The organism is Hwanghaeella sp., from assembly GCF_965227365.1.
Taxonomy (GTDB): Bacteria; Pseudomonadota; Alphaproteobacteria; order UBA8366; family Aestuariispiraceae; genus Hwanghaeella.
The window spans coordinates 1,568,255-1,588,293 of record NZ_OZ245754.1; the positions used below are offsets into that span (position 1 = coordinate 1,568,255).

General features: G+C 63.4%; 24 protein-coding genes. 12 read left to right on the plus strand and 12 right to left on the minus strand.

Features of this window, described 5'->3' with window-relative positions:
* Positions 1 to 4 precede the first annotated feature (4 nt).
* Positions 5 to 265, minus strand: coding sequence for a PepSY domain-containing protein (locus ACQK2G_RS06910; RefSeq protein WP_425404292.1), 261 nt, complete (start codon positions 263 to 265; stop codon positions 5 to 7).
* A 343-nt stretch (positions 266 to 608) separates the two neighbouring features.
* On the opposite strand from ACQK2G_RS06910, the gene ACQK2G_RS06915 reads away from it, so the two are divergent.
* A complete protein-coding gene (locus ACQK2G_RS06915) occupies positions 609 to 1,268 on the plus strand; it encodes a hypothetical protein (protein WP_425404293.1) in 660 nt (219 codons plus the stop codon).
* A 23-nt stretch (positions 1,269 to 1,291) separates the two neighbouring features.
* Here ACQK2G_RS06915 and ACQK2G_RS06920 read toward each other — a convergent pair whose 3' ends face one another.
* The 3 genes from ACQK2G_RS06920 to ACQK2G_RS06930 are packed head-to-tail and all read right to left on the minus strand — an operon-like array spanning position 1,292 to position 3,875.
* A complete protein-coding gene (locus ACQK2G_RS06920; RefSeq protein ID WP_425404294.1) occupies positions 1,292 to 2,182 on the minus strand; it encodes an HpcH/HpaI aldolase/citrate lyase family protein in 891 nt (296 codons plus the stop codon).
* A complete protein-coding gene (gene ruvX / locus ACQK2G_RS06925) occupies positions 2,182 to 2,643 on the minus strand; it encodes a Holliday junction resolvase RuvX (protein ID WP_425404295.1) in 462 nt (153 codons plus the stop codon). Before ruvX ends, ACQK2G_RS06920 begins: the two co-directional genes overlap by 1 nt.
* A gap of 8 nt (positions 2,644 to 2,651) precedes the next feature.
* Complete coding sequence (locus ACQK2G_RS06930) at positions 2,652 to 3,875, minus strand: amidohydrolase family protein (RefSeq protein ID WP_425404296.1); 1,224 nt, start codon at positions 3,873 to 3,875, stop codon at positions 2,652 to 2,654.
* 291 nt (positions 3,876 to 4,166) lie between these two features.
* Between ACQK2G_RS06930 and gatC the strand changes: the two genes are divergently transcribed.
* The 6 genes from gatC (at position 4,167) to ACQK2G_RS06960 (ending at position 8,768) form a co-directional block, all read left to right on the plus strand.
* The gene (gatC, locus tag ACQK2G_RS06935; protein WP_425404297.1) at positions 4,167 to 4,454 is read left to right on the plus strand and encodes an Asp-tRNA(Asn)/Glu-tRNA(Gln) amidotransferase subunit GatC; all 288 of its coding nucleotides are present in this window, start codon (positions 4,167 to 4,169) and stop codon (positions 4,452 to 4,454) included.
* Between the two features lie 12 nt (positions 4,455 to 4,466).
* Positions 4,467 to 5,942: an Asp-tRNA(Asn)/Glu-tRNA(Gln) amidotransferase subunit GatA gene (gene gatA / locus ACQK2G_RS06940; protein ID WP_425404298.1), complete on the plus strand. Its 1,476-nt coding sequence runs from the start codon at positions 4,467 to 4,469 to the stop codon at positions 5,940 to 5,942.
* A gap of 54 nt (positions 5,943 to 5,996) precedes the next feature.
* On the plus strand, positions 5,997 to 7,454 hold the full coding sequence (gatB, locus tag ACQK2G_RS06945) for an Asp-tRNA(Asn)/Glu-tRNA(Gln) amidotransferase subunit GatB (protein ID WP_425404299.1): 1,458 nt from the start codon (positions 5,997 to 5,999) through the stop codon (positions 7,452 to 7,454).
* Between the two features lie 69 nt (positions 7,455 to 7,523).
* Positions 7,524 to 7,799, plus strand: a complete 276-nt coding sequence (locus tag ACQK2G_RS06950; protein WP_425404300.1) for a BrnT family toxin — start codon at positions 7,524 to 7,526, stop codon at positions 7,797 to 7,799.
* The gene (locus ACQK2G_RS06955) at positions 7,792 to 8,055 is read left to right on the plus strand and encodes a helix-turn-helix domain-containing protein (RefSeq protein ID WP_425404301.1); all 264 of its coding nucleotides are present in this window, start codon (positions 7,792 to 7,794) and stop codon (positions 8,053 to 8,055) included. The genes ACQK2G_RS06950 and ACQK2G_RS06955 overlap by 8 nt, the downstream gene beginning before the upstream one ends.
* A gap of 59 nt (positions 8,056 to 8,114) precedes the next feature.
* Entirely contained in the window at positions 8,115 to 8,768 is a 654-nt protein-coding gene (locus ACQK2G_RS06960) for a hypothetical protein (RefSeq protein ID WP_425404302.1), read from the plus strand.
* Between the two features lie 153 nt (positions 8,769 to 8,921).
* Here the strand turns inward: ACQK2G_RS06960 and ACQK2G_RS06965 are convergent, their stop codons facing one another.
* Entirely contained in the window at positions 8,922 to 9,320 is a 399-nt protein-coding gene (locus ACQK2G_RS06965; RefSeq protein WP_425404303.1) for a hypothetical protein, read from the minus strand.
* Positions 9,321 to 9,371: 51 nt separating this feature from the next.
* On the minus strand, positions 9,372 to 9,971 hold the full coding sequence (locus ACQK2G_RS06970; protein ID WP_425404304.1) for a HutD/Ves family protein: 600 nt from the start codon (positions 9,969 to 9,971) through the stop codon (positions 9,372 to 9,374).
* A gap of 124 nt (positions 9,972 to 10,095) precedes the next feature.
* Between ACQK2G_RS06970 and ACQK2G_RS06975 the strand changes: the two genes are divergently transcribed.
* Positions 10,096 to 12,627 carry a CHAT domain-containing protein gene (locus ACQK2G_RS06975; protein WP_425404305.1) on the plus strand — a complete coding sequence of 844 codons (2,532 nt, stop codon included), beginning with the start codon at positions 10,096 to 10,098 and terminating at the stop codon, positions 12,625 to 12,627.
* Positions 12,628 to 12,657: 30 nt separating this feature from the next.
* On the opposite strand, the gene ACQK2G_RS06980 is transcribed toward ACQK2G_RS06975, so the two are convergent.
* Entirely contained in the window at positions 12,658 to 13,125 is a 468-nt protein-coding gene (locus ACQK2G_RS06980; RefSeq protein WP_425404306.1) for a hypothetical protein, read from the minus strand.
* A gap of 155 nt (positions 13,126 to 13,280) precedes the next feature.
* The gene (locus ACQK2G_RS06985; protein ID WP_425404307.1) at positions 13,281 to 13,742 is read right to left on the minus strand and encodes a hypothetical protein; all 462 of its coding nucleotides are present in this window, start codon (positions 13,740 to 13,742) and stop codon (positions 13,281 to 13,283) included.
* Positions 13,743 to 13,911: 169 nt separating this feature from the next.
* Here ACQK2G_RS06985 and ACQK2G_RS06990 point away from each other — a divergent pair, with 169 nt between their 5' ends.
* The 3 genes from ACQK2G_RS06990 (at position 13,912) to ACQK2G_RS07000 (ending at position 15,994) form a co-directional block, all read left to right on the plus strand.
* On the plus strand, positions 13,912 to 14,391 hold the full coding sequence (locus tag ACQK2G_RS06990; protein WP_425404308.1) for a GNAT family N-acetyltransferase: 480 nt from the start codon (positions 13,912 to 13,914) through the stop codon (positions 14,389 to 14,391).
* 16 nt (positions 14,392 to 14,407) lie between these two features.
* Positions 14,408 to 15,334, plus strand: coding sequence for an AraC family transcriptional regulator (locus ACQK2G_RS06995; RefSeq protein ID WP_425404309.1), 927 nt, complete (start codon positions 14,408 to 14,410; stop codon positions 15,332 to 15,334).
* A 165-nt stretch (positions 15,335 to 15,499) separates the two neighbouring features.
* Positions 15,500 to 15,994, plus strand: coding sequence for a YHS domain-containing (seleno)protein (locus ACQK2G_RS07000; protein ID WP_425404310.1), 495 nt, complete (start codon positions 15,500 to 15,502; stop codon positions 15,992 to 15,994).
* A gap of 55 nt (positions 15,995 to 16,049) precedes the next feature.
* On the opposite strand, the gene ACQK2G_RS07005 is transcribed toward ACQK2G_RS07000, so the two are convergent.
* The 3 genes from ACQK2G_RS07005 to ACQK2G_RS07015 all read right to left on the minus strand — a co-directional run bounded on the left by ACQK2G_RS07005 (position 16,050) and on the right by ACQK2G_RS07015 (position 18,226).
* Positions 16,050 to 16,817 (minus strand): SDR family NAD(P)-dependent oxidoreductase, encoded by a 768-nt coding sequence (locus ACQK2G_RS07005; RefSeq protein ID WP_425404311.1) that lies wholly within the window; start codon positions 16,815 to 16,817, stop codon positions 16,050 to 16,052.
* A 75-nt stretch (positions 16,818 to 16,892) separates the two neighbouring features.
* Positions 16,893 to 17,372, minus strand: coding sequence for a DUF1772 domain-containing protein (locus ACQK2G_RS07010; RefSeq protein ID WP_425404312.1), 480 nt, complete (start codon positions 17,370 to 17,372; stop codon positions 16,893 to 16,895).
* A complete protein-coding gene (locus tag ACQK2G_RS07015) occupies positions 17,369 to 18,226 on the minus strand; it encodes an NAD(P)H-binding protein (protein WP_425404313.1) in 858 nt (285 codons plus the stop codon). Before ACQK2G_RS07015 ends, ACQK2G_RS07010 begins: the two co-directional genes overlap by 4 nt.
* 75 nt (positions 18,227 to 18,301) lie before the next feature.
* On the opposite strand from ACQK2G_RS07015, the gene ACQK2G_RS07020 reads away from it, so the two are divergent.
* Positions 18,302 to 18,898 (plus strand): TetR/AcrR family transcriptional regulator, encoded by a 597-nt coding sequence (locus ACQK2G_RS07020; RefSeq protein WP_425404314.1) that lies wholly within the window; start codon positions 18,302 to 18,304, stop codon positions 18,896 to 18,898.
* Here the strand turns inward: ACQK2G_RS07020 and ACQK2G_RS07025 are convergent.
* On the minus strand, positions 18,895 to 19,857 hold the full coding sequence (locus ACQK2G_RS07025) for an ArsR/SmtB family transcription factor (protein WP_425404315.1): 963 nt from the start codon (positions 19,855 to 19,857) through the stop codon (positions 18,895 to 18,897). The genes ACQK2G_RS07020 and ACQK2G_RS07025 overlap by 4 nt on opposite strands.
* Between the last annotated feature and the right edge of the window lie 182 nt (positions 19,858 to 20,039).

Here is a 20,039-nt window from a genome sequence, read left to right on the forward strand (position 1 = left end):
AGGATTACTTCGTTTCCAGCTTGGTGACTTTGCCGGTCTCAGGACTGACATAGATTTCGCTCATCTTGCCGTCCTTCACGACATAGAATTCGATCTTACCGTCTTCCATTTCGGCCTTGCGGACCTCGTAGCCCATCTCCGTCAGCTTGGCCTGGATCTGTTCCATGGTCGTGCCCAACTGGGTGCCGGTCGAAAGGTCCATGGCCAGGGCCGAGGTGGCGGTGAAGGCGGCGAAAAACGCGGTGGCGAGAATGGTTTTGTACATGCGTGTTGCTCCTGCATTGGGGATGGTGCATTGCGGACCCTGCTGGGCGCCGGTGGGGAAGACCTAGCGACGGTCGGGCCTGACGGGAATTGGCGATGGGCTTAGAAACGCCCGCATAAGCGCGTGCTTACGGGCGTGAGGCGGGCGGAAATCGCGCGGTGAGGGGCAAGGTCACCGATATCGTCCGAGCAGCGCGGCCTTTGCACCCATCGGATCTTTGCGGCGGAACGCTTCTTCCTCTCCGGCCGGCCGCACGTGCCAGGGTTGTAGAGGGTACCTTTTGGCTTTACGTCAGAAGGTAGGCCGTCAGGCTGTGCCGCGTGGGGTTGAGGGGGAGGAACCGATGGGGCTCGATTGTATTTCCTGCGGGGAGGAAATCGATGCACAGGACATCAATATCGAGAAGGATATCGCGAAATGCGCGGCCTGCGGAGAGGTCTTCGCGGCGTCCGTGGGGGTGCATGGCGGCGGTGCGGCTGACCCCTTCGACCCGCATGACTGTCCGGAAGGCGTCTCCTTCGACAAGAATTCCCAGGGTTTCGTGTTGACCGCGACCACACGATCCGGGTCGGCCTTGTTTCTGATACCGTTCACGCTTGTATGGAGCGGTTTTTCGATCGGCAACCTGTACATCGTGCCGTTGCTGTCCGGGAAAGGCCTGGGCGTGACCGGGTTGTTCGGCATCCCCTTCGTGATCGGCACCGTGATTCTGGTTTCCGCCTGCCTGATGCGGGTGATGGGGCGTGTCGAAATTCGTGCCGACGGTTACGACGGCACGGTCTTCACGGGCGTCGGTCCGTTCGGCTGGACGAAGCGTTTTTCCTGGCGCGACGTCTGGCGGATCAACGAAGGGGACAGCAGTTTCCGGGTCAACCGGCAGGCGCGCCGGCAGCTCAGCCTCGACGGCAAACGTCGGATTGCTTTCGGGACCATGCTGTCCGAGGAACGCATGTACCATGTTCGCAAGACGCTCGAAGGCCTGCTGAAAAACATGAGCAAGTAGAGACCCGGTCCAGCCCGGGGGGCTTAGCCCGTTGCGGTTCTCGCGTACTGCAATTCCTCGTATCTTTCGATCAGCCGGCAGGCGTTCAGATAGTTCGGCAATTCGACCAGCGCGCCGTCGACCTCCACGCGCGCATCGCCCTTGGCGCGGGCTTCCTCGAAAAGGGTCTTTATCCTGCGCGCCTGCGCCACGGCTTCGGCGGAGGGCGTCAGGATGTCGTTGATGATTTTGGCATGTGCGTGATGGACCGCGCTTTTGGCGACATAGCCGCGCCGCCGTGCCCATCGGGTTTCCGCCGCCGCGCCTTCGTCGTCGCGGAAGGTGAAGGGGCAGTCGACGGCGACGACCTCGGCCGCGCGGCATTCGACCAGGAAGCGCGCCCGGGCATAGTCCAGCTCCGCGCCGTCCATGCCCCGTTCCGCGCCGAGATCCGCCGCCAGGTCTTCCGACGCGATCAGGCAGCCGGTGACCCGTGGACTGGCCGAGGCGATGGAGAGGAGGTTCACCAATCCCTTGGCGCTTTCGATGTTCGGCAGCAGACGGGTTCTGCCTTCCAGCAGGCCGTATTCCCGTTCGAAGCGCGCGACCGCTTCCTCCAACTCGACGACATGTTCGGCCCCGGCGACTTTGGGCAGGGCGACGATATCCGGCCCGCCCTTCATCACGGCGGCTAAATCATCCATCCCGCCCAATGCCAGCGGATTGACCCGCACCGCCACGACCGTGCCGGCGGCGCGCCAGGCGGCATAGGTCTCGACCGCCAGCGCGCGGGCCCGGGGCCGTTCGGCGGGCGGGGTGAAATCCTCCAATTCCTGGATCAGCACATCGGCGCCGGAGGCGGGCGCGGTGCGCAACGCCTCCTCATTCGCTCCCTCGACGAACAGCCAGGACCGGCAGAGGTGAGGGGCACGCATTACCTCAACGCCTCCAACGCCCCCTGCAGGATGTAGGCGGCGGCCATTTTGTCGACAACTTCGCCGCGGCGTTTGCGGGTCATGTCGGCGCCGTCGATCAGGAAGCGTTCGACCGCGCTGGTCGACAGGCGCTCGTCCCAGAAGGCGACCGGCATGTCCAACCCGCGTTTCTCAAGATTCCGCACGAATTGTCGTGTCGACTGACAGCGCGGGCCTTCGGTGCCGTCCATATTGACCGGCAGGCCGAGGACGAGGCCGCCGACATTCCATTCCGCGATCACCTTGTCCAGCGCCTCCGCGTCCTTGGTGAATTTGGACCGGCGGATGGTTTCCAGTGGCGTCGCCACCGTCAGGCCCGGATCGGCCAGCGCCAGGCCGATCGTCTTTTCCCCCAGATCGAGCGCGAGCAGCCGGCGCCCTTTCGGCAGGACGTCCGGCATGTCGCGCAGCTCAACGATCATCGGAGGGCCTATTCGGCGGCCAGCGCCAGCCCGCCCGCCGCGGTGAAACCGCCGCCGACGAGGGTGCCGTTCTTATAGACCGCACGGTGGTTCTTCTTGTCCGCCGCCATTTCGATATCGGCGACCGGGTCGCCCTCTACGATCACGAAATCGGCCAGCATGCCCTCGGCGATCGAGCCCTGTTCGGGCAGGCCGATCAGGTCGGCGGCGTTGCTGGTGGCGGTGATCAGCGCGTCGGACGACGTCATGCCGCCTTCGACCATGTAGCGCAGTTCCTGCAGGTTCTCCCCATGCTTGTTGAAGGGGGTGCCCGCATCGGTGCCCATGGCGATCTTGCCGCCCAATTCATAGAAGCGCTTGAAGCTCGCCTTGTGGATGTCGGCGATGCGCAGGGACTTCTCGATGACGTAATCCGGAATGCCGTTGCCGGCGTTTTCCAGGATGTTGCGAAGCGCGGCCAGGGTCGGGACCAGATAGGTGCCGCTTTCCAGCATTTCCTCGTAGCATTTCTCGGACATGAAGATGCCGTGCTCGATGGAGGAGATGCCCGCGCGTACCGCGTTCAGGATGCCCTCGGTGCCCTGGGCGTGGCTGGCGGTCGGCTTGTGGAAGCGTTTCGCCTCATGCACCCCGGCGGTCATTTCCTCCGGGCTGTAGTGGGCGTCCTCCGGGTTCACGCCGGGGGTCATCACCCCGCCGGTCGCCATGATCTTGATCAGGTCGCAGCCCGCATGGACCTGCTCGCGCACGGCCTTTTTCACTTCGTCGCAGCCGTCGGCGACGCGGCCGGTGCGGTTGCCGTGGCCGCCGGTCATGCAGATCATCCGTCCCGCCGCATGGATCGAGGGGCCGACGAATTCGCCGCGGCGGATCGCGTCGCGGACGGAAAACTCGATATAATCCTTGCCGCCGCAGTCGCGCAGCATGGTGATGCCGGATTTCAGGCTGGTCTGGGCGTTCGACAGCACGGTCAGGGCGATCTGCCCGACCGATTTCTTGGTCATGGAGGCGTTCGGGTCGGGCGCCGCGTCATAGCAGAGATGGACATGACAATCGGCCATCCCGGGAAGCAGGGTGCCGCCGGAGGTATCCACCACCTCGCCCGCAAAACCGTCGAATTCGCCGACCGGCGCGAGTTTGACGATCTTTCCGCCCTCGGCCAGCACGCCATGCCCGTCCAGCAGGGTGCCCTTGCCGTCGAATACCTTACCCCCGGTGAATAGCGTCGCCATGTCGGCTCCTTTCACGATACGAATGACTGAAAACCGCCTCCCGCGGCGGCTTGATTTCAACTGTAATGATCCTGGGCCGGGGATGGGTCAAGGCCGCGCCTGTCACTGGATTTGTGCCGCGGGGGGCGTCAGGAGGGACAGGCGGGATTTCGTCGGACGGCGGGGTGCCTGCAACCTTGTTTGGCCGGGGCGTGGGTGTTAGCTTCCGCGCGCCCCGATCCATGGGTTTCCGTGGGGGGCTTTCGCAGACATTTCATTGGACAGTATCCCATCGGGACGGAAGGGGCGGATATGGCGCTCGACAAGCAAACCGTGGCCAAGGTCGCGCATCTGGCGCGCATTCGCGTCGACGAGGACGAATTGGAAACCCTGGCCGGCGAATTGAACGGCATCATCCATTGGGTCGAGCAACTCGGCGAAGTGGATACCGACGGCGTGGAGCCGATGACCTCCGCCGTCGATCTGAAACTGCGCCTGCGCGAGGATGCGGTCACCGACGGTGATTATCCGGACCGGGTCCTGAAGAACGGCCCGTCGACCGAAATGCATTTCTATGTCGTTCCCAAGGTTGTCGAGTAAGGGGTGAACCAGATGTCCGAATTGCTTTCCCTCACGCTCGCCGAGGCCCGCGACAAGCTGCGCGCCAAGGAAATCACTGCGGTTGAACTGACCGACGCCTATTTGGCGGCGATGGATCAGACCCGCGATCTGAACTGTTACATCACCGAAACGCCCGAGAAGGCGCGGGAAATGGCCAAGGCCTCCGACGAACGGATCGCCGCCGGCAATGCCGGCGCCATGGAAGGCCTACCGATCGGGATGAAGGACCTGTTCTGCACCGAAGGCGTTCAGTCCACCGCCGGCAGCCATATCCTGGAAGGCTTCACGCCGACCTATGAATCGACCGTTTCCCGGAACCTGTGGGATGCGGGCGCAGTCATGCTGGGCAAGACGAACCTGGACGAATTCGCCATGGGCTCGTCGAACCTGACCAGCTATTACGGCGCGGTGAAGAACCCCTATACCAAATCGGGCTCGAACCAGGCGCTGGTGCCGGGCGGGTCTTCCGGCGGATCGGCGGCGGCGGTTGCCGCGCGCGCGGCGTTGGCCGCGACCGGGACCGATACCGGTGGTTCGATCCGTCAGCCGGCGGCTTTCGCCGGTCTTGTCGGGTTCAAGCCGACCTATGGCCGCTGCTCCCGCTGGGGCATCGTGGCCTTCGCCTCCTCGCTGGATCAGGCCGGGCCGATGACCCGCACGGTGCGCGACGCGGCGATCATGCTGGGCAGCATGGCCGGGTTCGATCCGAAGGATTCGACCAGTGTCGAGGCCGCCGTGCCGGATTACGAAAAGGCGCTGACCGGCGATATCCGCGGCATGAAGATTGGCATTCCGCAGGAATACCGTGTCGACAACATGCCGGGCGAGATCGAGGCTTTGTGGAAGCAGGGCATCGAATGGATGAAGGATGCCGGGGCGGAAGTGGTCGACGTCACACTGCCGCACACCAAATACGCCCTGCCGACCTATTACATCGTCGCGCCGGCGGAGGCTTCCTCCAACCTCGCGCGGTATGACGGCGTGCGCTACGGCTTGCGGGTCGAGGGCAAGGACCTGAACGAGATGTATGAGAACACGCGCGCCGCCGGTTTCGGGGCGGAAGTGAAGCGCCGCGTGCTGATCGGCACCTATGTCCTCTCCGCCGGTTACTATGACGCCTATTACCTGAAGGCGCAGAAGGTCCGCACCCGGATCGCGCAGGACTTCAAGACCGCCTGGGGCCAGTGCGACCTGCTGCTGACGCCGACGACGCCGTCGGCCGCCTTCGGCATGGACGACAAGTTCGACGACCCGGTGGCGATGTATCTGAACGACGTCTTCACCGTGCCGGCCTCGCTGGCCGGTCTGCCGGGCATCTCGGTGCCGGCGGGCGTCGACAAGGACGGTCTGCCGCTGGGTCTGCAGCTGATCGGCCCCGCCTTCGGCGAGGAAACCGTGCTGCGGGCGGCGGGCGTGCTGGAACAGGCCGCCGGTTTCTCGGCCAAGCCGGCGCTGATGGCGGCTTAGAGCTTCCGGCGGCATAACGATTTTAGACTACGGTTGATCTGAAGGACGCGAGAGATGGGCGACATCATTAAAGGCGAAACCGGCGACTGGGAAATCGTGATGGGCTTGGAAGTGCATGCCCAGATCACCTCGAAATCCAAGCTGTTTTCGGGTGCTGCGACCGATTTCGGCGGCGATCCGAACGAACAGGTCAGCCTGGTCGACGCCGCGATGCCGGGGATGCTGCCGGTCCTCAACGAGGAATGCGTCCGCCAGGGCGTGCGTACGGGCCTAGCGCTGAACGCCAAGATCAACAAGCGCTCGGTCTTCGCGCGGAAGAACTATTTCTACGCCGATCTGCCGCAGGGCTATCAGATCTCCCAGTATGAAGAGCCGGTGGTGGGCGAGGGCGAGGTGCAGATCGACCTGCCCGACGGCAGCAGCAAGGCAATCGGCATCGAACGTCTGCATCTTGAACAGGATGCGGGCAAGTCGCTGCACGACCAGCACCCGTCGAAATCCTATATCGACCTCAACCGGTCGGGCGTGGCGCTGATGGAAATCGTCTCCAAGCCGGACATGCGCTCGGCCGATGAGGCGACGGCCTATGTCAACAAGCTGCGCTCCATCGTGCGCTATATCGGTTCCTGCGACGGCAACATGGCCGAAGGCTCGATGCGGGCCGACGTCAACATCTCCGTCCGCAAGCCGGGCGGGGAACTCGGCACCCGCACGGAGCTGAAGAACCTGAACTCCGTCCGCTTCATCCGCCAGGCGATCGAGATCGAGGCGAAGCGGCAGGTGAAGGTCATCGAAAGCGGCGGGGAAATCGTTCAGGAAACGCGGCTGTTCGACCCGAACAAGGGCGAGACGCGGTCCATGCGCTCGAAGGAAGACGCGCATGACTACCGCTATTTCCCGGACCCGGACCTGCTGCCGCTGGAACTGGAAGACGCCTATATCGAAGACTGCCTGAAGAGCCTGCCGGAACTGCCGGACGAGAAGAAGGCGCGCTTCATGGCCGATTACGGCCTGAACGCCTATGACGCCGGCGTGCTGGTGGCGGATCAGGAAACAGCCGCCTATTTCGAGGAAGCCGCCAAGGCCGCGGGCGACGCGAAACTGGCCGCCAACTGGATCACGGTGGAGCTTTTCGGCCGCCTCAACAAGGCGGGTACCGAGCTTTCCGACAGCCCGATTTCGGCGAAGCAGATCGGCGAGCTGATCGGCCTGATCAAGGACGATACGATTTCCGGAAAGATCGCCAAGGACGTCTTCGACGAGATGTTCGAGACCTCCAAGGATCCGGGCGCGATCGTCGAGGAAAAGGGTCTGAAGCAGATCACCGATACCGGCGCGATCGAAGCCATCGTCGACGACATCATCGCCAATAATGAAGGCCAGGTGAACGCCTATCGCGGCGGCAAGACCGGCCTGCTCGGCTGGTTCGTCGGCCAGGTCATGAAACAGACCCAGGGCAAGGCCAATCCCGGCGTCGTCAACCAGCTGCTGAAATCGAAGCTGGACGGGTAGGACGGTTTACCGTTCCTTGCCTCCTATGCCGTCCTTCCCTTTTGTACGCTAATAGCGTATGATCGGCCGATGGGCGAGGACGGGACAGGCATAGAATTCGATCCCGCCAAGGAAGCGGCCAATGTCGCGAAGCATGGCGTATCGCTGTCCCTGCTGGGTGCGGTCCTGGCCGGCGAGGTGATTACCTTCCCCGACGAACGGCGCGACTACGGCGAAGCGCGATTCGTCACGTTCGGTCTCGTGAAGGGCAGGCTGTATGTGGCGGTATGGACGCCGCGCAGCGAGGGGATCCGGGCGATCAGCGTAAGAAAAGCCAATCGGCGCGAAGAGGATCGTTATGGCTGACATTGACGACTGGGACGACAATCCCGATTGGAGCGATCATGCGCCGCGTGCGCTGACCGATGCCGAAAAGCTTACCGTCGTTCGCGCCAAACTTGGCCTGTCGCAGCAAAAGCTCGCCGACTTGCTGCGTATTCCCGTCGCTACCTTGCGGAACTGGGAGCAGGGGCGGACCGAACCGGACGGACCGGCGAAGACCCTGATTTTCTTGCTCAGCGAGCATCCGGCGGAACTGAGGGCCTGGCTTTCGGCGGCATGAGCAATTGCGCGGCCAATGGCCTCTTTGCTGGGTCGGCCGTTCGATCAGGAGCGTTCTTCATGGTTCGCTTGCGCGTGACGTTTATCGGATTTCTCGTCATCTGCTTGGCTGCCATCGGCACGGCGCGGGCGGAGTTGGTCAATGCGGACTGGCGGGTGCGTGGTGACAAGCTGCTGACCCGGGATACGGAAACGGGCCTGGAATGGCTGAATATCGAGCAGACCTATGGGCGGTCCAGGGCCGAGGTGAAGGAGCTGTTCGGCGTGGATCAGGAATTCGAGGGGTTCCGCTTCGCTACCCTGAACGAATTCGAAACGCTTCTGAAGAATGCCGGCATACCGCTGAATTTCGATCAGGCGGATCCCAACGACAATTTCCTTGCGGGCACGATGCAGGACGCCCGCGCGGCCTTCGCGCTGACCGACCTCATGGGCTATGCGCCCTTTCTGTTCAAATACGGTGAGCCGGACGATAACCACCGGCGGCTTCACGGCGTTCTGAAGGACGGCTTCAGTCCCATCCTGGAGACGTTCGAGCCCATCACCTTCAGCGCCGGCGATACGCGCAGCGGCCTGCATGCCCGACTATCCGCCGCCCTGCTGGCGGAGAAACGGACCGGCGTGGATGTCGGGATGTTCCTGGTGCGGGTGGCGATCGTTTCAGGGCTTCCGAAACCCGCGAGATACGCGTGGTTCTACAACAAGATACGGTGACGAATGCAGGCGACGATCAACCGATGAACGAAGGAGCGGGATTGCAAAGGAGTGTCCTTCCAATCCGGCCAGATTTGAATTGCTGAAACGATGAAGGCGATTCAACCGACTTCGTCACAAGCGCGCCGACACTGTCGATCCCAGACGCCAAGGTTAGTCGTGAAACTTTGTGTCGTTCTTAGCGGGCATGAAGAGCAAGGCAATTGAGATCGCGATGTTTATGCCGGGAATGATTGCCCGGTAGACGTAGACCCTCTCCAATCCCGCTTGCCGGGCGCGCCTGGCAAGAACCTTGTAGAATGGATACGCCGCAACAAGCAGCCAAATAGAAGCGGCCGCGCCCAGTTCCGCAATCCACTCGGGGTAGAATCGAATTCCGACCCCAGCCAAGATCCAGGGGCCGAGATAGAAGAGAAACCAAAACGCGAAGGTGGTCCGTGAGGCTGTTGCCCGGGAATCCTCATACCAAATTGCGAGGAGTGGAATGCCGAAATAGGCCAAGACACCGCCAACGGTAAACCAGTCGATATTCGGTACGTCGGAATACCCCACCGTCGCGGTCTCCTGGATACTTTCTACGGCTTACACCCTTACATTCAAAACCTAGTCTAAACGGAAGATCCTGAACGCCAAGACAGAGCAGGTACCCGATGCAGGTTTTAAGGTTAGGTCGACCATTTCCGTCAACTCATTGAACAGCATGGCTTCGCCAGCGCTCAAAGAGGATGTGTTTCCGTCGACGGCGATCTCAATCGACCCGTCGCATGCAACAATCAGATGCCAATCCGCTGGGGCCAGTGTGATTTCCGTCGGGCCCTGAACGTTGATCGCCTGGGACGCGACCGAAACCGAGTCGCGGCGCCAGATCAGGTTCAGGTCGTGGGACGTAGCGGCAATGGTGGCGGAGACGGGGCGGTCGCAGGAGAAATGTTCAGGGGTGAATATTTCCAGCGTGCGCTGCTCGCCATCCGCGAAATTCAGCATCACCGGCGGGCCGTCGATCAGGGTGATGATGCGGTCGCAGCCTTCGAAGAGGGAGAAGGGGCCACTGGCATGAATGGTCGCGATGCTGGCGCGCCAGACCACGCCTGACGCGTCCTGGTGTTTACAGATCTCCCGCGTCGTGCCGCCGCCGTTCTTCCAGGGCATCTCGGTCTGCTGCGACAGCGGAATGTAACGGACGTTTTCGGAACGGTCGGGCATCCGTTTGCCTTTCATGAAGAGACGGCGACGCGGATCATCACATTACCCGGGTACAATTGACACCGGAGTCTGTGTCTTCCATCCTCGGGTTTCCCCTGTTTTACCATCATCGAGCTTATTCCCCATGACAAACCGAACCACGACCGGAGCCGCGGCTGCGCGGCCCCTCCGCAGCAAGCTTCTCCTTGCCCTGGCCGCGATCCTACCGCTGGCGGGCTGCGTGACGGCGACGGAACAGGCGCGCAATACCGGGCAGACCCAGGGCGTGGTTGCCGATGCGGCCTCGGGTGGGATCGACTATGCGGCGCTGAACCACAGCGACCATATGCTGACCTGCACCATTCTGTTGAACGCGCGGCATTATCAGGCCCTGGATGAGTGCATTGCCGTTTTCGAGAAAAGAAAGTTCGCGGCCCAGGAAGGCCTGACCACCGGCCTCGTCGCGGTAACGCCCGAATACTATGAATCGGGTTTCGCCCTGTTGAAGGCCAAGCGCGCGACCGAATTGGGCGAGTATGATGCGGCGGCGCAGGAAGCACAGGTTGCTGTCGCGGTGGGGAAGAGCCGCAAGGCGCTGGTGCAGGTCAACAGCGGTTACAGCATGCTGTCCGGGATCATGTCTTTCGGCCTCGTTTCCCCGCCGAACGATCCGGACTCCGAATACCAGAAAACCCTGCGAAACATTCTGCTTGCCGATGCCTATTCCGCGCTCGCGACGGCGCTTTACGGGCAGGGCGACATGGCGGGACTGGAGCAGGTCCGCGCGGCGCTGAAGCAAATCTATGCGGATGCAAGGCTCAGCAACCAGAACCCACTGGTCCGGCACCTGAAGCACAGCCTGTCGCATACCTATTTCCTGACCGGAGAATATGAGGAGAGCTATGACTGGCTGGTCCGGGACGATCGCAGCGGGCTGCTGCAACTGCTCGACGGTGTGGGCGAGGCGTATCTGACCATCGGCGTGCTCTCTACGCCGGTGTCGGAAGCCATGGCGCAGGCGATCACCGGCGCCTCGACCGACGACCTGAACTTCATCAACGATCTGCCCTTCAGTTTTCAGATCTGCGTGACGGCACTGGAGGTCGGCCGGGTGGATCAGGCGCGCCGCTGTTTCGAGGCGATCCTGGACGATCCGCGTAGCCTGCCTTTCGGCGAATACCGCTTCGGCGCTCATTACGGCATGGCCCGGATTACGCGGGATGAAGGCGATCGGGCGGGCGCGGTCGCGCATCTGGCCCGGGCGATCGAATTGATCGAAAGCCAGCGGACCTCGATCCTGACCGAGAAGCACAAGCTGGGCTTCATCGCCGACAAGCAGGATGTCTACCGGATGCAGGTCGACCTGCTGCTGGAAAGCGGCGACGCGGCAGGGGCGCTCGAATATGCGGAACGCGCCAAGGCGCGCGCCCTGATCGACCTGTTGGCGTCTCGATCGGATATGCTGTCGGCGGAAGCCGCCGCCGGCCCCGCCGCACCGCAGGCCGCCGAACGCAACCGGCTGCTGGCGGAACTGGCGGAAATCGAACAGCAGGCACGGATCGCCCTGCCGGACCGGGACCGCAGCGTTCGGGTGGATGAACGCCGTGCGGTCATTCTGACCCAGCTGCGCCAGTCGCATAGACAGGCCCTGCCGCTGGTCCAGGTGCAAAAGCCGGATCTGGCGGATCTCGGCCGATATCTGCGCCCGGACGAGGCGATGGTGGTCTATTTCGGTGACGCGGACGGGCTGGTCGGATTCGTGTACGACCAGGCCGGGATCGCCGCGTGGCGCCTGGAGGCGGAGGATCTGGACCTGATGGTCGAAACCTTCCGGGAGCAGCTGGCGCGGCGGACCGGCGGCGGCTACCGCGCCATGGCCAAACGGCTGCATGACCGGCTGATCGGGCCCTTTGCGGATCGCATCAGCGGCAAGTCGCTGGTCGTCGTGCCGCATGGCAAACTGCATTACCTGCCTTTCGCGGCCCTGTTCGACGGCAATACCCATTTGGCGGAAAGACACGCCCTGCGGGTTCTGCCCAGCGCCAGCGTATTGTCCTATATCGACCGGGCGCCCGGCGGACCGACGGGCATGATGGCGCTCGGCAATCCGGCACTGAACGATCCAGCACTCGACCTTCCGGGCGCGGAACGCGAAGCCGCCACCATTTCCGCGGAATGGGGCGGTTCCGGCGGGGCCGACCTTTATCTGCGCGGCCAGGCAACGGAGACCGTGGTGAAGACCGGCGCCCGGGGCTACGGCATCCTGCATCTGGCCAGCCATGGCGTGTTCGACGGGGCGGAGCCGTTGGCGTCACGCCTGTTGCTGGCGCCGGATGGGCAGAATGACGGCGTGCTGACGGTGCGGGAAATCTACGACCTTTCCCTGTCGGCGGATCTGGTGACGCTCAGCGCCTGCGAGACCGGATTGGGCGAAATCGCGAATGGGGACGACATCATCGGGCTAACCCGCGGGTTCCTCTATGCCGGGGCCGGGTCGATCGTCTCCAGCCTGTGGACCGTTTCGGACGCCTCGACCGAGGTGCTGATGAAGGCCTTCTATCGGAACCTGAAAACCCTGCCCAAGGCCGAGGCCCTGCGCCGGGCCCAGTTGGAAACCGCCCAAGCCTATCCGCATCCGTATCACTGGTCCGCTTTCCAGTTGAGCGGCGCACTTTAGGCCCTTCGCCAACAGCCGCCGACCGCCTCTCTACGGCTGGCCGGAGGAGGCGGTGGGTTCTTCCTCGCTGCGGGCGAGCGCCGTGAGGGCGGCGTCGATCTCCGCCGTGTGAACCGGGTCGACCGGCAGCCAGGCGAGGAGGGTGGGCAGGTCGCGGAAACGCCGGATGGTTTCGGCGGTCTGGGTCGCGGCCACGGCTTCGTAAAGGCGTGACAGGCCGACCTGCACGTCGTTGCCCAGCAGCACGCCGCATCGAAGCGTGGTGCCGACGAGATCCTCACGCCCGGCGACCCAGGCGGCCAATTCCTGCATCGCGCTGAATTCGATATCCATCGCCTCGGCATGCCGGAAATCGGAAATCTCCACCATGCCGGGCCGGTAGCGGGGATCCCTGGCCGCTGCCTTATAGCCCTCCAGGAAATCCGCATTGGTCACGATGCCCTGATAGGACACGAGATGTACGCCCGGCGCGGCGAGGAAAGTATAGGCAATCGGCATGTCTCGTCTCTGGCCCGTCTCGTCTCTGGTCCGTCAGGCGAAAACCAGTACCCCCCGGTACCCTTGGGGCGAAACTACACGAGCGACGGGCGGGCGAAAAGTTTGAGGGAGCGGGGATACGGGACTTTGAATCGGCGGTGTCCTGTCTGGGCGGATCAGCAATGCGATGCGGCAGGCTCGTCCGGCGCCGTGAGAAGCACGGCCAGGGAGGCTTCGATCTTGGTCGCATGGGCGGAGTCGATGGGCAGCCAGTTCAGGATATCGGGCAGGTCCCGGAACAGGCGCACGGTCTCCTTCCTGTAAATATCGGACACGGCCGCATAGAGCCGGGACAAGCCTTCATGCAGCTCGCTGCGCTGCAGGATGCCGACCCGGATGTTCACCCCTGCCAGAGCCTCCCGGTTCGCGATCCAGAGGACGAGGTCCTGAATTGCCGCCAGGTCGATATCGAAAACATCCATGTGCCGCATGTCGGATATTTCATGCATGCCCGGCCGGTAGCGCTGGTCCGCATAGGCCGCCTTGTACCGGTCCAGGAATTCCTCGTTCGTGACGACCCCTTGATATGAGACCAGCAGGACTTCCGGCTCATGCAGGATCGAAAAGGCTATGGGCATTCAGGCTCCCTCAGCCGGTAACGGACACAAAGGCAGTGTAGCCGAGCGTGGGAAAAGCGCAAAATCCGGACGTCACGGCCGGGTTTTCGTTCACGAAGCTGTTTCTTTCCGCGCATGAACGCCGGATGTATTCCCTGTCCATGCCTCAGCACAGACGGGATCGTGAATCGTGCATGACCTAGCCTTCGTCTCCCTCGATACCATCGCCGAGAAGGACCTCATCGATCTGATGAACGACCCCGCGGTGGGTCGCTTGCTGCCGTTGCTGAGGGGACGTTTCGGGGTGGAGGAGTGCCGCGCCTTCCAGGCGGCGAAACGGGCGCTTTGGGAGCAGCATGGTTACGGCCCCTGGGCATTTTGCATCAATGGTGAGTTCGCCGGCTGGGGTGGGCTGCAGCCGGAACGGGGCGAGGCGGATTTCGCACTGATCCTGCATCCGCGGTTCTGGGGATGGGGGCGGCGGATCTTTATGGCGGTGAAGCAGCGCGCCTTCGGTGAGATGAAGCTGCCTTTCATCACCGCCCTGCTACCGCCGGGCCGGACGAATGCGGGTGCGATCCGGCGTTTCGGTTTCGTCGAGGACGGAAACGTGGAGATCGAAGGGAATACTTTCCGGCGTTTCCGCCTGGACGCCGAGCCGGCCGATTGACGGAGGGAAATGCCGCATGGATCCGTTGGACGATATTTTGAGCACGCTGGACCTGAAGGGCGCGCTGTATTTCAGGACCCATTTTTCCGGCGACTGGTCGGTCCGGGTTCCGGAACTGAACCGGGCGGCGCGCTTCCATCTGGTCGTCACCGGGACCTGCCATGTCGCCTGTGCCGACGGGGGCGTCCTGACTTTGGGGCCGGGCGACCTGGTGATGATCCCGGCCGGGCGCAGCCATTCTCTATCGAGCGATCCGGCACCCAAAGCCGTGCCTGAACTGGAAACCGTGCTGCAGGATGCGGGCTATGACGGGAAAGGCGTTCTGGTCCTCGGTGCCGGCGACAACCGGGACGCAACGCAGATGGTCTGCGGTCATTTCACCTTCAGGCAAGGGGCCGATCACCCCTTCCTGCGGGCCTTACCGGACCAGTTGCTGGTGACGGCGGCGGATCGCGCGCGTTTGCCCTGGCTGGACGATTGCCTGCGGCTGATTGCCCGGCGGGTGCTGTCCGGCTCCCTCGGGTCGGTCGCCGCGGCGACACGTTTATCCGAGGTACTCTTCATCGAAGTCCTGAACGCCCATATCGACGGCGGGCCGCTGGTCGGCTTCATGGAAGCCTTGCGTGACCCGCAGATCGGCAAGGCACTGGCCGCGGTCCACGAAAGCCCCGGCGCGGATTGGACGGTCGACGGTCTGGCCCGGCATGTGGGCATGTCGCGCAGCCGGTTTTCGGACCGTTTCTCGCATCTGACCGGCACCGCGCCGATGGCCTATATCGCCGACTGGCGGCTGCAAAAGGCCCTTGCCATGCTGGATGGCGGCGGGGCCAGCGTGCAGGAGGTCGCCGCCCGGTCCGGCTACAAATCGCCGGCTGCCTTTACCCGCGCCTTCGCCGCCAAATTCGGCCGTCCACCGAAAGCCTATCGCCAGGCCGCGGCCTGAATTGCATACCGGCGACCGGCGATTTTTGCAGATCGTCCCGATGGCGTTGCGGATCATCCCAAAGAAAAGCGGATGCGTTGATCGATCGTCCCGAAGGTCCGATTTCGGGCGTGTCACCCGCACCGGGTGGCGCAACAACCGAAACCAACATTGGGAAATGACATCATGAAGACGTCCGCAACACTCGCCTCCATCGCCCTGGCCGGACTGCTGGCTGCCGCGCCGGTCACCACGACCGCCTTCGCGGCGGATGAATACAACGTGTCCAACGGTCTGACCGCCGCCGGGGCGCCGCTCGGCCTGCACGGGGTCGATCCCGTTGCCTTCATCAAGCTCGGCAACCGCATCGAGGGCAGCGCGGCCCATACCGCCGTGCATGACGGCGTGGCCTATTACTTCGCCTCGGCGGAGAACATGAAGGAATTCCAGCAGTCGCCGTCGGCCTATCTGCCGCAGAATGGCGGCTTCTGCACCTTCGGCGTCTCGGTCGGAAAGAAGTTCGACGGCGACCCGCAATATGCCGCGGTCGAGGGCGGCAAGCTCTACGTCTTTCTGAACGAGGAGATCTTCAAAGCCTATCAGAAGGACCGGAAGGGCACGATCGCCAAGGCGGAAAGCAACTGGCGGAAGATCGAGCACAAGGCCGCGGCCGATCTGTAAATCGGGCAGGTATCAGTACGGGGACGGGGCGGCAAAGGCCGCCCCGTTTGCCGTTTCAGAACGCGTAACGGTGCATGCCGCCGTCGACCGGCACGGTCACGCCGGTGACGTAGCCGGCGATGGGGGAGGCAAGGAAGACGATCACATTGGCGATCTCCTCCGGCTCCCCGAAACGGCCCGACGGGATCATCGAGGAGATGAAAGCGTCCCGCGATTCCTCGGTCGGGTGCAGCCGTTCCATGATCTGCCGCGTCTTGATCCGGCCGGGCGCGACGCAATTCACCGTCACCCCGTCTTTCGCGACCTCGGCAGCGAGGCCCTTGGACCAGCTGGTCAGGGCGGCCTTGGCGGGGGTGGCCGCATTGACGTTCCAATAGACCAGGGCGCCGGAGATGTTGACCACCCGGCCCCAGCCGCGCTGCCGCATCCCGGGCAGCAGCGCCTGGGCCAGTTTCCGGTTGGAGGTGAAGTTGAGGGCCATCGAGTCTTCCCAGACTTTCTCGGCCTCTTCTTCGGAAATCCCCTGCATCGGCCGGGACGCGCCCGCATTGTTGATCAGGATGTCCACCTCGCCCAGCGCGTCCAGCGCCTGCCTGGCGAGGGAAGCCGGGCCGTCGGGATCGGTCAGATCGGCGGTGCAGACGGCGGGCGCCGGCAGGCCTTCCGCGGCGATTGCGTCCAGCAGGGGTTTCAGCCGGTCCGCGCCGGTCGCGGCGACGGCCAGCTGTGCACCTTCGCGCGCCAGGATCTGCGCCACTGCAAAGCCGATCCCCGCGCTTGCCCCGGTTACCAGCGCCTTCTTGCCTTTGAAATTGAGGTCCATAACGTTCACTCTTCCTGTCTTGAATATGTCCCTGGAATTTAGAACGAAATGGGCCGGCATCTCCCCGGTCCGCCGTCACATCTGCAATGCACCGGCGAGGATAAATCCGGCCGATCCGATGCAGGCCAGGGTCCGGACATGGTTCCAGAAAGTCCAGCGCCGCAGATAATCTTCCCAAACGGCGTTGCCCTCCGGCGTTCCGGCGTCGACCCGTTCCAGGGCATTGTTCAGGGGCACGTTCCGGGTTCCGGTCACGCCGATGCAGCCGAAGATGTAGAGCGCCGCACCGAGCGTGGGAAACAGGCCTGCGCTTGTGGAGATCAGCGCCATCGCGGCGACCACCGCACCGAGAACGGCGGTGCCCAGGAGGAACAGGAAGACGAGCGGGTTGATCACCGTGATGTTGATCTGCTGCATCGCCTTGGTCCCCGCTTCCGGGCCGGCGCGGCCAAGGCCGGCCATCACGAAACTCGAAAAGGCGAAGAAGATGCCGCCGACCAGGGCCGCCGCGACACCCGTCGCGGCAGTGAGGAAGGTGAGGAGATCCGGGCTCACGACCGGCCCTCCCGTGTGTCGGCCCAGACGCCGGTCGCGGCGGCATCGCGTGCATAGTCGGCGAAGTCCCGGGCATCGCGGCCCAGGGCCTGTCGGACGCCGTCCGTGACATGCGCGTTGCGGCCGTCCAAGACGGTGGTGAACAGATAGTTCAGCAACCAGATGAAGTCCGCCGGAACCTCGGCCGCTTCCAGACCGGCGGCATAGTCCTCAGGCGTGATCCGGCGGAAGCGGAAGTCGCGGCCGCTGGCCTGGGCCACCTCGGTGACCGCTTCGGCGAAGGTCAACAAGCGCGGACCGGTCACTTCGTACAGCCGGCCGATATGCTTGTCGTCCGTCAGGGCGGCCGCGGCCACGTCGGCGATGTCGTCCACGTCGATGAAGGGTTCCTTCACATCGGCGACGGGCAGGGCCAGTTCGCCGGTCATCAAGGCATCGAGGATGAAGGTTTCGCTGAAATTCTGTGCGAACCAGCTAGCCCGGATCACGGTCCAGTCGGCACCGCTTTCCTGCAGCACGCGTTCGGCGGCTTGCGCTTCTTCCTCACCCCGACCCGACAGCAGGACCATGCGCCGGACGCCCTGACGCAGGGCGATGGCGGTCAATTGACGGATATCGTCGACCGCGCCCGGCACGGCGAGGTCCGGCTGGTACACGATGAACAGGGCGCCCGCGCCCTCGACGGCGCTTTCCCAGGTGGATTTGTCCTCCCAGTCGAAGCGCGTGCCGGTGGACCGGGACAGGATGTGGGCCGGGCGCCCCTGCGCCTGAAGGCGGGCGGCCACGCGGGCGCCGGTCTTGCCCGCGCCGCCCAGGATGACGACGGGTTTCTGAACTTCTCGGGTAACGGTCATGATCGATTCCTCTCAGTGTTTAAATGGACACGGTGTAAAGTTTGACGAAACGGCAAATAGGTGTAACTTGACACAATGTCAAGAGATGGAAGCGAAACCCGCGAAAAAATATTGAGCTGCACGCTCGACCTGCTCGAGGCGGGCGACCCCGCCCGCGTGCGCATGTCGGATATTGCAAAGGCGGCTGGCGTGTCGCGCCAGGCGGTCTATCTGCATTTTCCGTCCCGCGCGGATTTGCTGATCGCGGCGACCCGGCTGGATGACGAACGCAGGGGCGTGGCCGAACGGCTGGCGGCCAGCCGAAACGCGGAAACGGGCCGGGAGAGGCTGGACGCCTATACCGCCTGCTGGGCGGATTACCTTCCGGAAATCCACGGCCTCGCCAAAGCCTTCCTGGCCATGGTCGAGACGGATGAGGAAGCGGCCCGGGCCTGGAACGCCAGGATGCAGGATATGCGCGAAGGCTGCGAGGCGGCAGTGGAGGCCTTGAAGAAGGATGGGGATCTGGCCCCGGGCCTGACGGTGAAGACCGCGACAGACCTATACTGGATGCTGCTGTCGATCCGGAACTGGGAACTGCTGACCCGGCAATGCGGCTGGTCCCGGAAGGACTATAAGAAACACGTCATGGCGGCCGCCCGTCGATTGCTGGTTCGGGCGGCTGGGGACTAGGCGCCGTCCTTCACCGCCAGCGTCGCGAACACGGTCAGCTTGCCGCCGGTGAATTCCGCGCGATCCTCGACCGTCAGGCCCGATTGGGTGAGCCAGTCCGCCATTTCGTCCTCGGCGAAGCCGGACCAGACATGCTGCAGCGTGGTGCGGATATCCGCATTGTCGTGGCGGACCAGATCGACGATCAGGACGCGCCCGCCCTTGGTCAGCACGCGGGCGATCTCGCCGATCACCTGGGCGGGTGCCTCCGTGTAATGCAGCACCATATGAACCAGGGCGGTGTCGAAGGTCTCCGCCTCATAGGGCATCTGCGTCATGTCCGCATGGCGGACCTGACAGTTGTTGAGGCTCGATTCCTCGATATTGGTGCGGGCGATGTCCAGCATGGCGAAGGAATTGTCGATCCCGATCCCGGCTCCGATGGAGGGGCCGAGGTCCAGCAGCGCCTTGCCGGTGCCGGTGCCGACATCCAGCAGATGCTTCACCGGCTTTGCCAAAAGCAGCTTGCGGATATGGGCGTCGATCGCCGGCTGGTCGACGAGGTCGGTGCGCATCTCCTCCCATTTCGGGGCATTGTCCCGGAAGAATTGCTGGATGCGCTGCTGGCGCGCGTCCAGCCTCCGGGTCAGGTTCTCGTGATCGCGCCGGAAGACCGGGTGCATCATGTCGATATTCTGCAGGATATAGCGGGCGAGGGAGATGCCGGACTTGTTCGCGGCCTGTCCCGGGATGACCGACCCCTGACCGGCCAGTCGATAGCGTGCCCACTGGCCTTCCTGATAGCGCTCCAGCAAACCGGCTTCGACCAGGATTTTCAGATGACGTGAGACGCGCGACTGCGTCTGGCCCAGGACCTGTATCAGGTCCGTGACCGACAATTCGTGGTCGGCGCAGAGCGCCAGAATTCTCAACCGTGTCTGTTCCCCTGCCGCGCGCAGGGCCTGAAGCAACAAATCCACAACCACCACCCTATCGCGGGTCCCGTTCCAGCCGCCGACAACGTTCTTTCTGGGCCTTCATTCGCCATAGAGTTCGGGGGAAATCAAGAAATCAAGAAAACTTGATATATTGATATTGATGTGCATAATGGCCGTGTGACACAAGTGACGGGATCGGAAGGCCCGCAGGCCGTCCCGGCGGA

Bases quoted from the DNA above. Each gene is read 5' to 3' on its own strand.
- ACQK2G_RS07015 (WP_425404313.1), bottom strand. From the start codon at position 18,226: ATGACCGTTACCCGAGAAGTTCAGAAACCCGTCGTCATCCTGGGCGGC.
- ACQK2G_RS06980 (WP_425404306.1), bottom strand. From the start codon at position 13,125: ATGCCGATTGCCTATACTTTCCTCGCCGCGCCGGGCGTACATCTCGTG.
- ACQK2G_RS06950 (WP_425404300.1), top strand. From the start codon at position 7,524: ATGGGCGAGGACGGGACAGGCATAGAATTCGATCCCGCCAAGGAAGCG.
- ACQK2G_RS06930 (WP_425404296.1), bottom strand. From the start codon at position 3,875: ATGGCGACGCTATTCACCGGGGGTAAGGTATTCGACGGCAAGGGCACC.
- gatC (WP_425404297.1), top strand. From the start codon at position 4,167: ATGGCGCTCGACAAGCAAACCGTGGCCAAGGTCGCGCATCTGGCGCGC.
- ACQK2G_RS07020 (WP_425404314.1), top strand. From the start codon at position 18,302: ATGTCAAGAGATGGAAGCGAAACCCGCGAAAAAATATTGAGCTGCACG.
- ACQK2G_RS07005 (WP_425404311.1), bottom strand. From the start codon at position 16,817: ATGGACCTCAATTTCAAAGGCAAGAAGGCGCTGGTAACCGGGGCAAGC.
- ACQK2G_RS06970 (WP_425404304.1), bottom strand. From the start codon at position 9,971: ATGCCCGACCGTTCCGAAAACGTCCGTTACATTCCGCTGTCGCAGCAG.
- gatA (WP_425404298.1), top strand. From the start codon at position 4,467: ATGTCCGAATTGCTTTCCCTCACGCTCGCCGAGGCCCGCGACAAGCTG.
- ACQK2G_RS06915 (WP_425404293.1), top strand. From the start codon at position 609: ATGGGGCTCGATTGTATTTCCTGCGGGGAGGAAATCGATGCACAGGAC.
- ruvX (WP_425404295.1), bottom strand. From the start codon at position 2,643: ATGATCGTTGAGCTGCGCGACATGCCGGACGTCCTGCCGAAAGGGCGC.
- ACQK2G_RS06920 (WP_425404294.1), bottom strand. From the start codon at position 2,182: ATGCGTGCCCCTCACCTCTGCCGGTCCTGGCTGTTCGTCGAGGGAGCG.
- ACQK2G_RS06910 (WP_425404292.1), bottom strand. From the start codon at position 265: ATGTACAAAACCATTCTCGCCACCGCGTTTTTCGCCGCCTTCACCGCC.
- ACQK2G_RS06985 (WP_425404307.1), bottom strand. From the start codon at position 13,742: ATGCCCATAGCCTTTTCGATCCTGCATGAGCCGGAAGTCCTGCTGGTC.
- gatB (WP_425404299.1), top strand. From the start codon at position 5,997: ATGGGCGACATCATTAAAGGCGAAACCGGCGACTGGGAAATCGTGATG.
- ACQK2G_RS07000 (WP_425404310.1), top strand. From the start codon at position 15,500: ATGAAGACGTCCGCAACACTCGCCTCCATCGCCCTGGCCGGACTGCTG.
- ACQK2G_RS06960 (WP_425404302.1), top strand. From the start codon at position 8,115: ATGGTTCGCTTGCGCGTGACGTTTATCGGATTTCTCGTCATCTGCTTG.
- ACQK2G_RS06975 (WP_425404305.1), top strand. From the start codon at position 10,096: ATGACAAACCGAACCACGACCGGAGCCGCGGCTGCGCGGCCCCTCCGC.
- ACQK2G_RS06955 (WP_425404301.1), top strand. From the start codon at position 7,792: ATGGCTGACATTGACGACTGGGACGACAATCCCGATTGGAGCGATCAT.
- ACQK2G_RS06995 (WP_425404309.1), top strand. From the start codon at position 14,408: ATGGATCCGTTGGACGATATTTTGAGCACGCTGGACCTGAAGGGCGCG.